14 protein-coding genes and 1 other RNA gene are annotated in these 16,558 nt (G+C 39.3%); all 15 read left to right on the top strand.

The window, feature by feature from the left end; genetic code table 11:
* Positions 1 to 90 precede the first annotated feature (90 nt).
* The 15 genes from rpoN to ssrA all read left to right on the top strand — a co-directional run bounded on the left by rpoN (position 91) and on the right by ssrA (position 16,391).
* Entirely contained in the window at positions 91 to 1,398 is a 1,308-nt protein-coding gene (gene rpoN / locus ACWNMY_RS07295; RefSeq protein WP_449538409.1) for an RNA polymerase factor sigma-54, read from the top strand.
* A 17-nt stretch (positions 1,399 to 1,415) separates the two neighbouring features.
* Positions 1,416 to 1,670 (top strand): glutaredoxin family protein, encoded by a 255-nt coding sequence (locus ACWNMY_RS07290; RefSeq protein WP_449537574.1) that lies wholly within the window; start codon positions 1,416 to 1,418, stop codon positions 1,668 to 1,670.
* A gap of 215 nt (positions 1,671 to 1,885) precedes the next feature.
* Positions 1,886 to 2,905 (top strand): sugar-binding transcriptional regulator, encoded by a 1,020-nt coding sequence (locus ACWNMY_RS07285; protein WP_449537573.1) that lies wholly within the window; start codon positions 1,886 to 1,888, stop codon positions 2,903 to 2,905.
* Positions 2,906 to 2,952: 47 nt separating this feature from the next.
* Complete coding sequence (gene gap / locus ACWNMY_RS07280) at positions 2,953 to 3,960, top strand: type I glyceraldehyde-3-phosphate dehydrogenase (protein ID WP_449537572.1); 1,008 nt, start codon at positions 2,953 to 2,955, stop codon at positions 3,958 to 3,960.
* Positions 3,961 to 4,199: 239 nt separating this feature from the next.
* Positions 4,200 to 5,384 (top strand): phosphoglycerate kinase, encoded by a 1,185-nt coding sequence (locus tag ACWNMY_RS07275; RefSeq protein WP_449537571.1) that lies wholly within the window; start codon positions 4,200 to 4,202, stop codon positions 5,382 to 5,384.
* Between the two features lie 188 nt (positions 5,385 to 5,572).
* Positions 5,573 to 6,340 carry a triose-phosphate isomerase gene (gene tpiA, locus ACWNMY_RS07270; RefSeq protein ID WP_449537570.1) on the top strand — a complete coding sequence of 256 codons (768 nt, stop codon included), beginning with the start codon at positions 5,573 to 5,575 and terminating at the stop codon, positions 6,338 to 6,340.
* On the top strand, positions 6,333 to 7,868 hold the full coding sequence (gene gpmI / locus ACWNMY_RS07265; protein WP_449537569.1) for a 2,3-bisphosphoglycerate-independent phosphoglycerate mutase: 1,536 nt from the start codon (positions 6,333 to 6,335) through the stop codon (positions 7,866 to 7,868). The genes tpiA and gpmI overlap by 8 nt, the downstream gene beginning before the upstream one ends.
* Positions 7,869 to 7,931: 63 nt before the next feature.
* The gene (eno, locus tag ACWNMY_RS07260; RefSeq protein ID WP_449537568.1) at positions 7,932 to 9,224 is read left to right on the top strand and encodes a phosphopyruvate hydratase; all 1,293 of its coding nucleotides are present in this window, start codon (positions 7,932 to 7,934) and stop codon (positions 9,222 to 9,224) included.
* A gap of 1,111 nt (positions 9,225 to 10,335) precedes the next feature.
* Positions 10,336 to 10,569, top strand: coding sequence for a preprotein translocase subunit SecG (secG, locus tag ACWNMY_RS07255; protein WP_449538408.1), 234 nt, complete (start codon positions 10,336 to 10,338; stop codon positions 10,567 to 10,569).
* A gap of 228 nt (positions 10,570 to 10,797) precedes the next feature.
* Positions 10,798 to 11,538, top strand: a complete 741-nt coding sequence (locus tag ACWNMY_RS07250) for an alpha/beta hydrolase (RefSeq protein ID WP_449537567.1) — start codon at positions 10,798 to 10,800, stop codon at positions 11,536 to 11,538.
* Positions 11,539 to 11,553: 15 nt separating this feature from the next.
* Complete coding sequence (gene rnr / locus ACWNMY_RS07245; RefSeq protein ID WP_449537566.1) at positions 11,554 to 13,896, top strand: ribonuclease R; 2,343 nt, start codon at positions 11,554 to 11,556, stop codon at positions 13,894 to 13,896.
* 100 nt (positions 13,897 to 13,996) lie between these two features.
* Positions 13,997 to 14,449 carry an HIT family protein gene (locus tag ACWNMY_RS07240; protein WP_449537565.1) on the top strand — a complete coding sequence of 151 codons (453 nt, stop codon included), beginning with the start codon at positions 13,997 to 13,999 and terminating at the stop codon, positions 14,447 to 14,449.
* A complete protein-coding gene (locus tag ACWNMY_RS07235; RefSeq protein ID WP_449537564.1) occupies positions 14,442 to 15,239 on the top strand; it encodes a protein phosphatase 2C domain-containing protein in 798 nt (265 codons plus the stop codon). The genes ACWNMY_RS07240 and ACWNMY_RS07235 overlap by 8 nt, the downstream gene beginning before the upstream one ends.
* Before the next feature lie 66 nt (positions 15,240 to 15,305).
* Positions 15,306 to 15,773, top strand: a complete 468-nt coding sequence (smpB, locus tag ACWNMY_RS07230) for an SsrA-binding protein SmpB (RefSeq protein WP_449537563.1) — start codon at positions 15,306 to 15,308, stop codon at positions 15,771 to 15,773.
* A gap of 279 nt (positions 15,774 to 16,052) precedes the next feature.
* Positions 16,053 to 16,391: a transfer-messenger RNA gene (gene ssrA, locus ACWNMY_RS07225) on the top strand.
* Positions 16,392 to 16,558 lie beyond the last annotated feature (167 nt).

Below are 16,558 nucleotides of genomic sequence, written 5' to 3'. Positions count from 1 at the left end.
TTTACCCAATTAAGAAAACGCTTCCATTTATACCTTCCAAGGATAGTAAGCCTATTATATAATAGGAGAAAGGGGGAGAAATGAGTGAATATGCAAACTGGACTTTTTCAACAACAATCACTGAAGCTTGTCATGACAAAGGAATTGACGCAAGCCATAACTCTTCTTCAATACTCTTCTTTAGATTTAATAAAATTTTTAGAAGAACAAACGATTGAGAACCCCCTTATCGAAGTTAATTCACCAACAGAATTTGATCGTCGTCACAAAACGAAGGTCACTAATGAAACCTATACCAATCCCATTGATTATATTGAAAAAAAGCAAACAACTCTTTTTGAGCATCTAGTATCGCAACTATCATATATGAAACTAAGCACAACAGATAGACAAATGATTGAGTATATCATTCAGCTCCTAGATAGCAATGGATACTTGTATTTTTCAACGGAAGAGATCGCGAAAGATCTTACCATAGATAGCGAGACCGTAACAGACTACATTCAATTTATCCAAAGCCTGGACCCAATTGGCGTAGGTGCACGTTCTTTACAGGAATGTCTCCTACTGCAACTAGAGGCGCATAAAGAACAAAATGATCTTGCAAAGAGAATCATTCAGGACCATTTTGAACTATTTGCAGAAAAGTCATGGAAGGAGATTGCAAAGAAACTCAATGTGAAACTTTTTGATATACAGAAAGTGGCAGATTTTATACAAACTTTACAGCCAAGGCCTGGTGCAGCCTTTCAAAGTGGCGAACCCCAATATATCGTTCCTGATATTGAAATTCAAGTTGAAAACGGGATAGTGACAACGAGTCTTCAAGACTCTTATCTTCCGAAGGTCTCCTTGAATCTGCAATACTATCAACAGTTCCTGCAAGAAAAAGATTCTAAAACGAAATCCTTTCTTCAAGAAAAGGTAGATCAATGTCAATGGATTATCAAAAGTCTAGAACAACGAAAACATACATTACAAAATGTAATGAATGAAATTATCAACAGGCAGATGGACTTTTTTATAAAAGGACCAACGCACTTAAAGCCTCTTATTATGAGTGAGGTTGCAGATGTCCTTGAAGTTCATGAATCAACAGTAAGTCGAGCTGTAAAGGATAAGTACGTGCAAACTCCATTTGGCATTTTTGAGATGAAGCATTTTTTTAGTCGCAACATACAAACGACAGGTCAATCAGACATGTCATCGGCACAAGTGAAAAATGTGTTAAAACAACTCATTATTGAAGAAAATAAGCAAAAGCCTTTGTCAGACCAGGAAATTGTCAGTATACTTGAGGAGGTACATGGTATCCTGGTTTCAAGACGAACGATTGCCAAATACCGTGACCAATTAAATATTCCATCTTCATCAAAACGAAAAAGGTACAGTCAGTAGAATGGAAGTGTAGGAAGTTGAACCAAATTCAAGTAACCATGTATTCAAAGGAGAACTGCTCTCTTTGCACTAAAGCGAAGAAGGTGATTGAGGAATTACGTGAAGAGTTTCCGTTAGAACTCCACGAAGTTGATATTTACCAGGATGATACACTTCTTGAGAAATACCAAATCATGATTCCTGTTGTTGAAATTGATGGACATGAGGTAGAGTACGGGATCATCCATAAAGAAGCCGTAAAAGAATGGCTAACGAAATACACGAACAAATAAGATGAATTTTCTAAAAATATAAACGTTTTCATAAACTGCCTAGAAAATTAGGCAGTTTATTTATTGCTTTCTCCCTTTTTTCCTGTTACTATAAATTTGTAACACGACGATAAAATCAAATAGAAAAGTTTGTTTTTTTTTACTATAGGTGGGACATAATATGTCACACCGGGACAAAAAAAGTCCCTTGTGGTAAAAAAAGGGGAAATGAAATCATGCGGCCTATCATTGAGGTACAACAAAAATTATTACCTGATTTACTTGAGGTTATGCAGAAGCGCCATGAGATCCTCAAATACATAAGACTTATGCAGCCAATTGGGAGAAGAAATCTTTCAACGAGTCTCGGCCATAGTGAGCGGGTATTACGTTCAGAAGTACAATTTTTAAAAGAACAGAACCTCGTGGAGTTTAGCACAGCTGGAATGAGCCTTACAAAAGAGGGTTCGGAACTTGTACAAGACCTAGAGGAAGTCATGAAAGAAGTTTTAGGATTACGGGTTTTAGAATCAAAGCTTAAGGAAAAATTAAAGATAAAAGATGTTATTGTCGTTTCTGGCGACAGTGACACAACTCCTTGGGTGCAAAAAGAAATGGGAAGAGCTTGCGTTTTACGTATAAAACAAAGGCTATTTGGAGAAAATATCGTCGCAGTTACTGGTGGTACAACCTTAGCCGCAGTTGCAGAAATGATGACTCCAGACTCCAAGGAGCGAAGCATTTTATTTGTTCCTGCAAGAGGTGGCTTAGGAGAACGAGTTGAAAATCAAGCAAATACGATTTGTGCCAAGATGGCTGAAAAAGCATCAGGGGATTATCGACTCTTACATGTTCCAGATGTTGTAAGCAATGATGCGTATCATTCTTTTGTTGCAGAACCTTCTATCCGAGATGTACTGAATTTAATCAAGTCATCTAGTATGGTTGTTCATGGAATAGGAGACGCTATTACAATGGCAAAGCGCCGTAGAACAGATGAAAGTGACCTGAAAAAGATCATTGAATCTAAGGCGGTAGCAGAAGCCTTTGGCTATTATTTTGATGAGGATGGGAAAGTCGTCCATCGGGTCCAAACGATAGGGATCCAGCTGAAAGATCTATCATCTATCCATGATGTAATCGCAGTGGCTGGTGGGGCATCGAAGGCGAAAGCTATCCAAGCATACTTAAAGCAAGCACCTGATACACTGTTGATAACAGACGAGGGTGCCGCAAAGAAGTTAATAGAGGGGTAAAACCCTTCCTATAATCATTAGGTTTAATTTTAAGGAGGAAATCAAAAATGGCAGTAAAAGTTGGTATTAATGGTTTTGGACGTATTGGTCGTAACGTATTACGTGCGGCACTAAAAAATCCAAATGTTGATGTAGTAGCAGTAAACGATTTAACAGATGCAGATATGTTAGCACATCTATTAAAGTATGATACAGTTCACGGTGTTCTTGATGCAGAAGTATCTGTTAATGGAAACAACCTTGTTGTTAATGGAAAAGAAATCTTAGTTAAAGCTGAGCGTGACCCAGCACAACTTGGATGGGGAGACCTAGGTGTTGACGTTGTAATCGAGTCAACTGGTCGTTTCACTAAGCGTTCTGATGCAGCAAAACATATTGAAGCTGGCGCAAAGAAAGTTATCATTTCTGCTCCTGCAACTGATGAAGATATCACAATCGTTATGGGTGTTAACGAAGATAAATACGATGCAGCAAGCCATGACGTAATTTCTAATGCTTCTTGTACAACAAACTGTCTAGCTCCATTTGCAAAAGTTCTAAACGAAAACTTTGGAATTAAGCGTGGTATGATGACAACTGTTCACTCTTACACTAACGACCAACAAATCCTTGACTTACCACATAAGGACTACCGTCGTGCTCGTGCAGCAGCTGAAAATATCATCCCAACTTCAACTGGTGCAGCAAAAGCTGTTTCTCTAGTATTACCTGAATTAAAAGGTAAATTAAATGGTGGAGCTATGCGTGTTCCAACTCCAAACGTATCTCTTGTAGACTTAGTAGCTGAGTTAGAGAAAGACGTAACTGTTGAAGAAGTAAATGCAGCATTACGCAAAGCTTCTGAAAATGAATTAAACGGAATCATGGGTTACAGTGAAGAGCCACTAGTTTCAAGTGACTACAACGGAAATCCAAATTCTTCAACTATCGATGCTCTTTCAACAATGGTTATGGAAGGCAGCATGGTAAAAGTTATCTCTTGGTATGACAACGAAAGTGGATATTCACACCGTGTTGTTGACCTAGTTGATTACATCGCATCAAAAGGTCTTTAATAGATCGTCTATCGATTAGTATGTCACATTAATAAAATAGTAGAACCTATTGTTCTTGGTTTACCAAGTAACAACTACTATAATAGAAATTGTGAAGGGAAGGGAATGTTCCCTTCCCTTTTTGTTGTCCACCCCATATCCACACAATGAGTACGATAAAGTGCTTGCTATCACATGGAATAAAATGTGGTTACAGCACGGACTAATCAAGATCTATACATAGAATGGAGGCCTTCCTAATGAATAAGAAATCAGTAAGAGATATTGATGTAAAAGGCAAGCGTGTATTCTGCCGAGTTGATTTTAATGTTCCCATGAAAGATGGGCAGGTAACAGATGAAACTCGTATTCGTGCAGCATTACCAACAATTGAGTATCTTCGAAAAGAAGGAGCTAAGGTCATTTTAGCGAGCCATCTTGGTCGTCCAAAAGGAAAGGCTGTTGATGAACTTCGACTAGATCCAGTTGCCAAGCGCCTTGCTGATCACTTAGGTATAGAAGTTACGAAAACAGATGAAGCGTATGGTCCAGAGGTTGAACAAGCAATCGGACAAATGAACGAGGGAGACGTCCTTCTACTTGAAAACGTACGTTTTTATCCTGGTGAAGAAAAGAATGATCCAGAGCTTGCGAAGCAGTTTGCAGCATTAGCAGATGTGTATGTAAATGACGCATTTGGTGCCGCTCACCGTGCCCATGCTTCTACTGCAGGTATTGCAGAGCACATTCCTGCGGTTGCTGGTTTCCTTATGGAAAAAGAGATTGAAGTACTGGGTAAGGCACTTTCAAATCCAGAGCGTCCATTCACAGCAATCATTGGTGGAGCAAAAGTGAAGGATAAAATTGGAGTTATTGAAAATCTATTAGAAAAAGTAGATAACTTAATCATTGGTGGAGGTCTTGCTTATACTTTTGTAAAAGCACAAGGCCATGAAATTGGAAAATCTCTATTAGAAGAAGATAAGATTGACTTAGCGAACCAATTCATTAACATGGCAAAAGAAAAAGGTGTTAATTTCTATATGCCAGTTGATGTCAGGGTAGCAGATGACTTCTCAAATGATGCAAATACTAAGATTGTACCAATTGAAGAGATTCCTAGTGATTGGGAAGCACTTGATATTGGACCAAAAACTGCTGAACTTTATCGTGATGTAATTCTAAATTCTAAGCTAGTAATCTGGAACGGACCAATGGGTGTGTTTGAACTAGAAACATTCGCAAACGGCACAAAAGCAGTTGGCCAGGCATTAGCAGATGCAACTGATACATACTCTGTCATCGGTGGTGGAGATTCAGCAGCAGCTGTTGAGAAATTTGGATTAGCTGATAAAATGAGCCATATTTCTACTGGTGGCGGTGCGTCCTTAGAATTCATGGAAGGTAAAGAGCTTCCAGGAGTAGTACTACTAAACGATAAATAATAAGAAAAGCGCAAGGCGCCTGACTACCGGCGACAAGCATAAGACTAGCGCTGACAGAAGGTGCATTTTACCTTCCGAAGCGATTGGCTTATGACCTCGAGCAATGGCGCCTGGAGCTAGACAATAAAAATTGGTGCCACAAAAGCACCCTGCTATTTAAAATCAACAAAAGTTAGGGATGGTGAACTATGCGAAAGCCAATCATTGCAGGAAACTGGAAAATGAATAAGGTCTTACCTGAGGCAGTACAATTTGTGGAAGAAATCAATGGGTTAATTCCATCACCTGAGAAGGTTGAATCTGTTGTATGTGCGCCTGCACTATTTCTAGATCGTCTTGTAACGAATGTAAAAGACGGAAATTATGACCTTAAAATCGGGGCACAAAACATGCACTTCGAAGAGAGCGGTGCATTCACAGGAGAAATTAGTCCTGTTGCTTTAAAGGATATCGGAGTCGATTACGTCATTCTAGGTCACTCTGAGCGTAGAGAAATGTTCGCAGAGACTGATGAAAGTGTTAATCAAAAGACACTTGCAGCATTTGCGCATGGACTTACTCCAATCGTATGTTGTGGTGAAACACTAGAACAACGTGAAGCAGGACAAACAAATGACCTTGTTGGAACACAAATTCAAAAAGCATTAGCTGGTTTAACAAATGAGCAAGCTAAAGAGGTTGTTATTGCTTATGAACCAATCTGGGCGATTGGAACTGGTAAATCTTCATCAGCTGAAGATGCAAATGAGGTTTGTGCACATATTCGTAAAGTGGTTGCAGAACAGTTCTCCATGGAAATTGCAGATGCAGTTCGTATTCAGTACGGTGGTAGTGTGAAACCTGAAAACATTAAAGAATATATGTCACAACCTGATATTGACGGTGCACTTGTTGGTGGCGCTAGTCTAGATGCTTCTTCTTTTGTAAAGCTTTTGGAGGCAGGTAGTAATGAGTAAACAACCAGTTGCACTAATCATTTTAGATGGATTTGCTTTTCGTGATGAGGTAAAAGGAAATGCTGTTGCCCAAGCGAAAAAGCCAAACTTTGATCGTTATTGGAACCAATATCCACATGCAACTCTTCAAGCAAGTGGCGAAGCTGTTGGTTTACCAGAGGGTCAAATGGGGAATTCTGAGGTAGGGCATCTTAATATCGGCGCAGGTCGTGTTGTCTACCAAAGCTTAACCCGTGTGAACGTTGCGATACGCGAAGGTGAATTCCAGAAAAATGAAACGTTCTTAGATGCAATCAAGCATGTAAAAGAAAAGGGAACTGCATTACACCTTTTCGGTTTGTTATCTGATGGAGGCGTTCATAGTCATATTCAGCATCTATTTGCACTATTAAAGCTTGCTGCATCAGAAGGTGTAGAAAAAGTGTATATCCATGGCTTCTTAGATGGAAGAGACGTTGGTCCACAGACAGCCAAAGGCTATTTGGAAGAATTAAATGAAACCATCAAAGAATGCGGTGTAGGTGAAATCGCAACCTTGTCTGGTCGTTACTATTCAATGGACCGTGACAAGCGTTGGGAACGCGTTGAAAAATCTTACCGTGCGATGGTGTATGGAGAAGGTCCTACATACAAAAATGGATTTGAATGTGTGGATGATTCCTATGCTAACGGAATTCATGACGAATTCGTTCTGCCATCTGTCATTGTAAAAGAAGACGGTTCACCAGTGGGTACGATTCAAGACGATGATGCAGTTATATTTTATAATTTCAGACCAGACCGTGCGATTCAAATTTCAAACACATTCACAAACGACGATTTCCGTTCGTTTGACCGTGGGGAAAAGCATCCTAAGAACTTATACTTTGTGTGCTTAACTCATTTTAGTGAAAGTGTGGATGGGTATGTTGCATTTAAGCCAACAAACCTGGATAACACATTAGGAGAAGTCCTTTCACAAAATGGTCTAAAACAGCTTCGTATTGCAGAAACTGAAAAGTATCCTCATGTTACCTTCTTTATGAGTGGTGGACGTGAGCAGGAATTTCCTGGTGAGGAACGAATTTTAATCAATTCTCCAAAGGTTGCAACGTATGACCTTCAGCCAGAAATGAGTGCGTACGAAGTAAAAGATGCCTTGCTAAAAGAAATTGCAGCTGATAAGCATGACGCGATTATCTTGAATTTCGCAAATCCAGATATGGTTGGACATTCTGGAATGCTTGAGCCGACAATTAAAGCGATTGAAACTGTCGATGAATGTTTAGGTGAAATCGTTGACGCGATCCTAGCTAAAGGTGGGGCTGCGATTATCACGGCTGACCATGGTAACTCAGATGAAGTTATAACATTGGAAGGTAGTCCGATGACAGCTCATACAACAAACCCTGTACCAGTCATCGTAACAAAAGAAGGATTTACATTACGTGAGGGCGGCAAATTAGGTGATTTAGCTCCTACTATGCTTGACCTACTAGGTGTTCAAAAATCCGCTGAAATGACAGGAACTACATTAATTAAAAAGTAACTACTTCATTCAATTTTTTGAATGGAAACTAAAATAATTTGAAATTAAAAGGAGAGATTTTAAATGTCAATTATTATAGACGTGTATGCTCGTGAAGTATTAGATTCTCGTGGAAACCCTACAGTTGAAGTTGAAGTATATACTGAGTCAGGTGCATTTGGCCGTGCATTAGTACCAAGTGGTGCATCAACTGGTGAATATGAAGCAGTTGAACTTCGTGATGGAGACAAGAGCCGTTATTTAGGTAAGGGTGTTCTAAACGCAGTTAACAATGTAAATGAAATCATTGCTGGAGAAATTATCGGATTCGATGTTACTGACCAAGTTGGAATTGACAAAGCGTTAATCGAGCTTGATGGAACAGAAAACAAAGGTAAATTAGGTGCAAACGCAATTCTTGGTGTATCTATGGCAGCAGCTCGTGCAGCAGCTGACTTCCTTGAAGTACCACTTTATCAATACCTTGGTGGTTTCAATGCAAAAACGTTACCAACTCCAATGATGAACATCATCAATGGCGGTGAGCATGCAGATAATAACGTAGATATTCAAGAATTCATGATCATGCCTGTTGGTGCTGAAAACTTCAAAGAAGCCGTACGTATGGGTGCTGAAATTTTCCATAACCTAAAAGCTGTTTTACAAGCTAAAGGCTTAAACACTGCTGTAGGTGACGAAGGTGGATTTGCTCCAAACCTAGGTTCTAACGAAGAAGCACTTCAAACAATCGTTGAAGCAATCGAAAAAGCTGGTTACAAGCCAGGTGAGCAAGTGAAGCTTGCAATGGACGCAGCTTCATCTGAGTTCTACAACAAAGAAGATGGAAAATACCATCTAAAAGGTGAAGGAAAAGTTCTTTCTTCTGAAGAAATGGTTTCTTTCTATGAAGATCTTGTTTCTAAATACCCTATCATCTCAATTGAAGATGGCTTAGACGAAAACGACTGGGAAGGCCACAAGCTTTTAACAGAGCGTCTTGGTAAAAAAGTTCAATTAGTTGGAGATGACTTATTCGTAACAAATACGAAGAAGCTTTCTGAAGGTATTGAAAGAGGCGTAGGTAACTCAATCCTTATCAAAGTGAACCAAATCGGTACATTAACAGAAACATTTGATGCAATTGAAATGGCGAAGCGTGCAGGCTATACTGCTGTAATCTCTCACCGTTCTGGTGAAACTGAAGACAGCACAATTGCTGACATCGCAGTAGCTACAAATGCTGGTCAAATCAAGACTGGTGCACCATCACGTACTGACCGTGTTGCAAAATACAACCAATTACTTCGTATCGAAGATAATCTAGTTGAAACAGCAATCTACGCTGGTCAAAACGCATTCTATAACCTAAGAGGTTAATTTATACCATAAGGAAACGACAAGCAGCTCGACTGCTTGTCGTTTTTTTTGGGTGAGTGGATTTAAGTACGTTTGGTACTTTACCATATTATGGGCTTGTTGAATGGTTTACACGTAACAAGCTGGTGAAAAGCATTCGCAATGTTCATATGCGCATGCAATTAACATATTTTCTCTTGAAAACCATTCAAATTTGGAAAAATGTTACAGAAAAGACCTGTTCTGAAACACTTATTACTAGATTATGGATTTGTTGAATGGTTTTGACTTAAAGAACTAACCAAAAGCATTCGTATTTATCATTTGTGAATGCTTTTATCGGATTTTTTCTTGAAAACCATTCGAATGTGGAAAAAAGTTACAGAAAAGACCTGTTTTGAAACACTTATTACCAGATTGTGGATTTGTTGAATGCTTTTGACTTAAAGAGCTAACCAAAAGCATTTATCATTTGTGCATGCTTTTATCGGATTTTTTCTTGAAAACCATTCAAATATGGAAAAGGATTACAGAAATAATCGGAATGCTGGTTGCTTCTTCCATATTAAAGATTTCTCAATGCCTTACATTAAACAAACTAGATAAAAGCATGCGTATTTTTACGCATGCTTTAGGATTCCATCATTCATACAGAACACACCGATCTCGTATTACACTGACTAAACTATTACGAGCCTTGAGATCTTCTTATTTGCGCTTTTGAGGAGCTCGTTTCTTTTCTTTATTTTGCTGTGTATTTTCACCTAAATAGTTTGTTTTATGTTTCTTCATTTCTTTAATCATTTCATCAAAATCTAAGTTAATCATCTAGTTCATTCCCTTCAAGGTAGTCATCCTTAATATGGTCGTTTCTATAGGAAATAATATAGGTGAATGCTTGGAAATTAAGTATGATGAAGCAAAGCTATTGATAAATAAAGTTCGGTAGTTCTTTTTTTATTAATTTGTAAGCAGTCTGTACTTAGCAAGGACTACCTCAGTGAAAATTGTCGAACGCTCGTAAGCATAAAGTTGATAAAGTCAGAAAATGCAGTATTGTCCACATGGTATTTTTATGGTACATTTATGTTAACGTCATATGCGTTCTTGTTCAGGAGGTGTAGTTTCAATGTTGCATGGATTTCTTGTTACTTTGTTAGTTATTGTGTGTATCGCGTTAATTGTGGTTGTACTATTACAATCTGGAAAAAGCGCAGGTTTATCTGGTGCCATTTCGGGTGGTGCAGAACAGTTATTCGGAAAACAAAAGGCTCGTGGCCTTGATGCGGTTTTACATCGTGTCACTGTTGTTTTAGCGGTATTATTCTTTGTTCTTACAGTTGCAGTTGCTTACTTTGATTTATAAAATGTTCGAAAAGGGGTTAGACACGATGTCTAACCCTTTATTTTTGCTTTTTAAATAGTCCATACGATACGATAGTAGAATACTGAAAAAAAGCACAAAATAAACCATAACAAAATGAAAAAAAGTATGTTCAAAAAATATCAGAGTCCCAGCGCCTTTAAGACCTAGCCGAATAACGGAGACTCCAACCCTTATTTTTTGAGCATCATCCTAAGGAGTTTTTACATAATGAAGATTAAATTACCACAGCCATTTACATTTGAAGGTGGAGAGAGGGCTGTTTTATTATTACACGGTTTTACCGGAAATTCGGCAGATGTTCGGATGCTTGGTCGATTCCTCGAGGGCAAGGGCTATACATGCCATGCTCCCATTTATAAAGGCCATGGTGTTCCGCCAGAGGAATTGGTCCATACTGGGCCCGAGGATTGGTGGGAGGACGTAACAAAAGCCTATCAATTTCTAAAAGATAAAGGGCATGAGCACATTGCTGTTGCTGGATTATCTCTTGGCGGGGTATTTTCACTAAAATTGGGTTACACTGTACCTATAAAAGGCATTGTGACTATGTGCGCGCCTATGTATATCAAAAGTGAAGAGGTCATGTACCAGGGTGTTCTTGAATATGCTCGAGAATACAAGCGATTTGAAGGGAAGTCACCGGAACAAATCGAGAAGGAAATGGAAGAGTTTAAGAAAACGCCAATGAATACACTAAAAGCACTTCAAAACCTCATTGCGGAAGTTCGGGATAATGTAGACATGATCTATAGTCCAACGTTTGTCGCACAGGCCCGTCATGACAAAATGATAAATCCAGAAAGTGCGAATATTATATATGAAGCAGTTGAAAATGATTTTAAAAAGCTAAAATGGTATGAAGAATCAGGACATGTCATCACTTTAGATAAAGAACGTGATCAACTACACCAAGATGTGTATGAGTTTTTAGAGCAATTAGATTGGTAAAAGGAGGCTTAGAAAATGGAGCAAGAAATACAGATTCATATTGATAAATTATTGGATTTTATGAAGGAAGAAGCCTATAAACCCCTAACTGTACAGGAGCTTGAGGAAGCATTCGGAATTTCCGATTCGTCGGAATTCAAGGATTTTGTAAAAGCACTGGTGGTAATGGAGGAACAAGGGTTAGTCGTTCGCACTAGAAGTAATCGCTATGGGCTTCCAGAAAAAATGAATTTAATACGCGGTAAGGTTACTGGTCATGCAAAGGGATTTGCGTTTGTCGTACCGGAAGATAAAATGCAAGACGATGTGTTTATTCCGCCAAATGAATTGAAAAATGCAATGCATGGCGATACGGTTCTTGTTCGGGTAAGCTCGGAATCCTCTGGTCAACGGAAGGAAGGAACGGTTGTCCGCATTATTGAGCGCGGGGTTCAGACAATTGTTGGTACATATACCGAAAGCAAAAGCTTTGGTTTCGTGATTCCAGATGATAAAAAAATAGCAAATGATATTTTTATTCCAAAGCAAGCATCCAATGGGGCTATTGAGGGTCATAAGGTTGTTGTGAAGCTAGTAACCTACCCAGAGGGACGCATGAGCGCAGAAGGGGAAGTAGTCGAGATCTTAGGTCATAAAAATGATCCTGGGATTGATATTCTATCAGTTATTCACAAACATGGGCTGCCACAGGAGTTTCCGAGAGAGGTTCTTGAACAGGCAAACAATACACCTGATTCAATTGACCCTAGTGAAATAGAAAACCGACGTGATTTACGTAATGAAGTCATTGTTACAATCGACGGGGCAGATGCAAAGGACTTGGATGATGCCGTAACAGTTACAAAGCTTGAAAATGGAAATTACAAGCTTGGCGTTCACATCGCAGACGTAACTCATTATGTAACAGAAGGGTCACCAATTGATAAAGAAGCGAGTGATCGTGGAACAAGTATCTATCTTGTTGACCGTGTAATACCAATGATACCGCATCGTTTATCAAATGGGATTTGTTCCTTAAACCCAAAGGTCGACCGATTGACTCTCTCTTGTGAGATGGAGGTTGATCATACAGGTGCTGTTGTTAAACACGACATTTTCCAAAGTGTCATCAAAACGACTGAAAGAATGACCTATGCGGATGTAAATAGCATTCTAGTTGAGAAGGATGAAGAGCTCCGTTCACGCTACGAGCCGCTTGTTCCAATGTTTGAGGAAATGGAACGACTTGCTGAAATTCTACGTGAAAAGCGGATGAAACGTGGAGCAATTGATTTTGATTTTAAAGAAGCAAAGGTGCTTGTAAATGAAGAGGGAGCGCCATATGACGTAGTTCTCCGTGAACGCTCAGTTGCGGAGAAATTAATTGAAGAATTCATGTTGCTTGCGAATGAAACGGTCGCAGAACATTTCCACTGGATGAATGTTCCGTTTATTTACAGAATTCATGAGGACCCGAATGAAGAAAAACTTAGACGTTTCCTTGAATTCATTACGAACTTTGGATACCTTGTAAGAGGTTCTGGAAACTCGATTCACCCGCGTGCTTTGCAGGAAGTGATCGAGGCTGTTCAAGGGAAGCCAGAGGAAATGGTTGTATCAACCGTTATGCTTCGTTCAATGAAACAAGCAAAGTATGATCCTGAGAGCGTTGGTCACTTTGGATTATCGACTGATTTTTACACTCACTTTACGTCACCAATCAGACGTTATCCTGACTTAATTGTTCACCGATTAATTCGAACATACTTAATTCTAGGTAAGCTTGATAATGAGACGCAGCAAAAGTGGAAAGAGAAGCTTGCGGAAATTGCGGAGCACTCTTCGAATATGGAGCGTCGAGCTGTTGAAGCTGAGCGCGAAACAGACAGTATGAAAAAAGCCGAGTACATGATGGATAAAATCGGCGAGGAATACGATGGAATCATTAGCTCAGTTACAAACTTCGGAATGTTTGTAGAGTTACCGAACACGATTGAAGGTCTCGTTCATGTTAGTTACCTAACAGATGATTATTACCGTTATGATGAAAGAAGCTATGCCATGATTGGCGAGCGTACCGGAAATGTATTCCGAATCGGGGATGAGATTACTATTCGTGTCATCAATGTAAATAAGGATGAGCGTTCAGTTGACTTTGAGGTGGTGGGAATGAAAGGTACTCGTCGTACCCTTTCGAAGGAAAAACCTCAAATCATAAGATCCGAAAAAAGCAGAAGTCGCCGTAAATCTGGTGATGATGATAAAAAGCCAAGTACTGACAAAGATAGTGGCGAATGGTCAACACGAAAGCCTCGTAAGAAGAAGAAACACTATGAAAATGCACCAAAGCAAAAGAATAAGAAAAAGAAGAAAAGATAAGGAAAAATGCTCCACTATATGTGGGGTATTTTTTATAAAAACGTATTCCAAAATTTCCCTACCTAATATATACTTGTGTGAACCAAGGGGGGATAGAAAGATGAAGGACTGTTTTATTTGTAAAAAGCATCAAGGGTTGATTCAAACTGCAGGGGAAACGATTTATGAGGATGAGTATGTTTTTGTTGGTCATATTGATCATAATGGAGAAGATGGGTATTTAGGTCATGTAATGATTGATTTAAAGAGACATGCACCTAGCCTTGCTGATATGACGATGAAAGAGGCAAAGGCATTTGGAATGATTATGGCTAGGGTGAGTAAAGCATTAAAAGAATCGGAAAACGCAGAACATATTTATTCGCTAGTTTCAGGTAACGCTGTCCCGCATCTTCATATGCACCTAGTGCCACGTTATGCTAATACTCCAAGGGAGTTCTGGGGACCAAGTTCGGTTTACGATTGGCCAGAAGCACCCGTTGGAAATCAGGAGCAAATTGCAGAGCTTTGTAGAAGAGTTAGAATTGCATTGGAGAAAACGAGTCATGAATGATTTCAGTTGGGTTGGTTCGCAGGAACCTTTTGTTGATACATCATCTATTAATAAACAAGATAAAATAACTATAGGGAGATTTGGTGGTAATTCTTCAGCGGGGCAATATAAAAATGAAGATGGCTGTCTTGTCTGGCAGAATGAATTGGAGGATTGGGAGTTCGTAATCCTCCTTGATGCTCATCAAAGCGCAGAGAGTGCAGCATTGATTTTACAAGAGATGGCGAAAAGAAAAAGTTCAATCACTTCTTTATTAGCATGTTCCTTAGGAGAGATCTTTTTGGACATAGAAAAGAGGATACTACATATTTTTCAAAACAAAGACTTTCTAGCTTCTTGTCGGCAAGTTAGCGGGTCAACGTCTTGTTTACTAGTCTTACGAAAAAATAACTATATGTGGTGGTTTTCAGTTGGAGATTGTAGCTTGTATTTATTCCATCCAGAGTTAGCAAGACTTGGGCAATATCAAGTAAATCAACGCCATTTTTTCGAATGGATTGGTCAAGTGAATACGTTTGAACTTCCTGTACCTTGTTATAGCACTGGACGTAAGGAATTAAGGAAGGGATTAAACCATTTATTCCTGACAACAGATGGGTTACTGGAATGTCCGGGTTTACCCTATGAGGAACCTAAAAGAATACAAAAGGAATTTGAGCACAGCTCAAATGAGGTAGCGGTTGAATCATTGCTTAAGACGATTCAATCGAATCATGTTCGGGATAGTACAACCATCATTTCTTGGTTTGTCGAAAACGAGCGAGATGCAAGTTTGCCTTGTAATCAATAGCCTCTCCTTGTGATATTGTCCAGTTTTTGCTAAAATAGTAGGTACCGTCTTAAGGGGGAAATAGATATGCCAAAAGGTGTAGGCAAGGTAATCGCACAAAACAAAAAAGCAAATCATGATTATTTTATTGAAGAAACATATGAAACAGGGATTGTTCTTCAAGGTACAGAAATCAAATCTCTACGTAATGGCCGTGCCAATCTAAAGGATTCATACGCACGTGTACATAACGGGGAAATGTTTCTCTATAACCTGCATATTAGCCCTTATGAACAAGGTAACCGTTATAATCATGATCCACTTCGTACAAGAAAGCTTCTTCTTCATAAAAAAGAGATTAGCAAGCTAATCGGTCTTACGAAAGAAGAAGGCTATGCACTTGTGCCGATTAAAATTTACTTGAAAAATGGATACGCTAAGCTATTATTAGGTCTTGGTAAAGGGAAGAAAAAATACGATAAGCGTGAAGACCTGAAGAAAAAAGAAGCGAAGCGTGACATCGAACGTGCCTTCCGTGAAAGACAGAAGGAATAGCTTACAAAAACTTACAATTGAAATTGAAAGTCCATGTGTTATAATAAGACTTGTAGTTGACAATTGAATAGTCAACGAAAGCAAAAACACTTCATCCGAACACCCAGATAACTGGTGATTAAGTTCATCATTATCATTTTAGAATGAATGGTGAATTAGAAGCAAGAAGGTCAAGGAAGCGTAGTGAGTGAGAACCGGAGCGTATTTAATATACGTGAGGATTCGAACGAGCGAGCTGACTTAGTGAATCGCCGCTTATCATTCGACATATGGGGACGCTACGGATTCGACAGGGGTAGTTTGAGCTTAAGTTGCGAGTCGAGGGGATCGGCCTCGTTAAAACGTCAACGCCTATAACTGGCAAAGAAAACAACAACTTCGCTTTAGCTGCTTAATAACAGTCTATAGCGGTTCCTCCCTCCATCGCCCATGTGGTAGGGTCAGGGACTCACTTTAAGTGGGCTACGCCGGAGTTCACCGTCTGAGGACAAAGGAAGAGAACAACCAGACTAGCTGCTTGGAAGCCTGTCGATAGGCTGAAAAGTTAGCGAAATGCTAATATATCGACTACACTCGTAGAAGCTTAAGTGCCAATATCTTTGGACGTGGGTTCGATTAGTAATTAGTCGCCTTATGTGGTAACACATAAGTGATAATCCGGCTTTATCGGTGAAACCTAAGTCGTACTTGATGCGATAAGGCAATGCCGAGCGGTATGTAGAGTAATCTAACAGCCGTGTATCGACTTATAGGCTGCCAGACATAATTGGTAGTACTAGGATGCG

This window comes from Ferdinandcohnia sp. Marseille-Q9671, from assembly GCF_976954385.1.
The sequence above is the reverse complement of the archived record's forward strand: the minus strand, read 5'-3'. Positions and strand labels throughout refer to the sequence as shown.

Excerpts from the sequence above, each read along its gene's own strand:
- rpoN (WP_449538409.1), top strand. The coding sequence starts at position 91 with ATGCAAACTGGACTTTTTCAACAACAATCACTGAAGCTTGTCATGACA.
- ACWNMY_RS07285 (WP_449537573.1), top strand. The coding sequence starts at position 1,886 with ATGCGGCCTATCATTGAGGTACAACAAAAATTATTACCTGATTTACTT.
- gap (WP_449537572.1), top strand. The coding sequence starts at position 2,953 with ATGGCAGTAAAAGTTGGTATTAATGGTTTTGGACGTATTGGTCGTAAC.
- ACWNMY_RS07275 (WP_449537571.1), top strand. The coding sequence starts at position 4,200 with ATGAATAAGAAATCAGTAAGAGATATTGATGTAAAAGGCAAGCGTGTA.
- tpiA (WP_449537570.1), top strand. The coding sequence starts at position 5,573 with ATGCGAAAGCCAATCATTGCAGGAAACTGGAAAATGAATAAGGTCTTA.
- gpmI (WP_449537569.1), top strand. The coding sequence starts at position 6,333 with ATGAGTAAACAACCAGTTGCACTAATCATTTTAGATGGATTTGCTTTT.
- eno (WP_449537568.1), top strand. The coding sequence starts at position 7,932 with ATGTCAATTATTATAGACGTGTATGCTCGTGAAGTATTAGATTCTCGT.
- ACWNMY_RS07250 (WP_449537567.1), top strand. The coding sequence starts at position 10,798 with ATGAAGATTAAATTACCACAGCCATTTACATTTGAAGGTGGAGAGAGG.
- rnr (WP_449537566.1), top strand. The coding sequence starts at position 11,554 with ATGGAGCAAGAAATACAGATTCATATTGATAAATTATTGGATTTTATG.
- ACWNMY_RS07240 (WP_449537565.1), top strand. The coding sequence starts at position 13,997 with ATGAAGGACTGTTTTATTTGTAAAAAGCATCAAGGGTTGATTCAAACT.
- ACWNMY_RS07235 (WP_449537564.1), top strand. The coding sequence starts at position 14,442 with ATGAATGATTTCAGTTGGGTTGGTTCGCAGGAACCTTTTGTTGATACA.
- smpB (WP_449537563.1), top strand. The coding sequence starts at position 15,306 with ATGCCAAAAGGTGTAGGCAAGGTAATCGCACAAAACAAAAAAGCAAAT.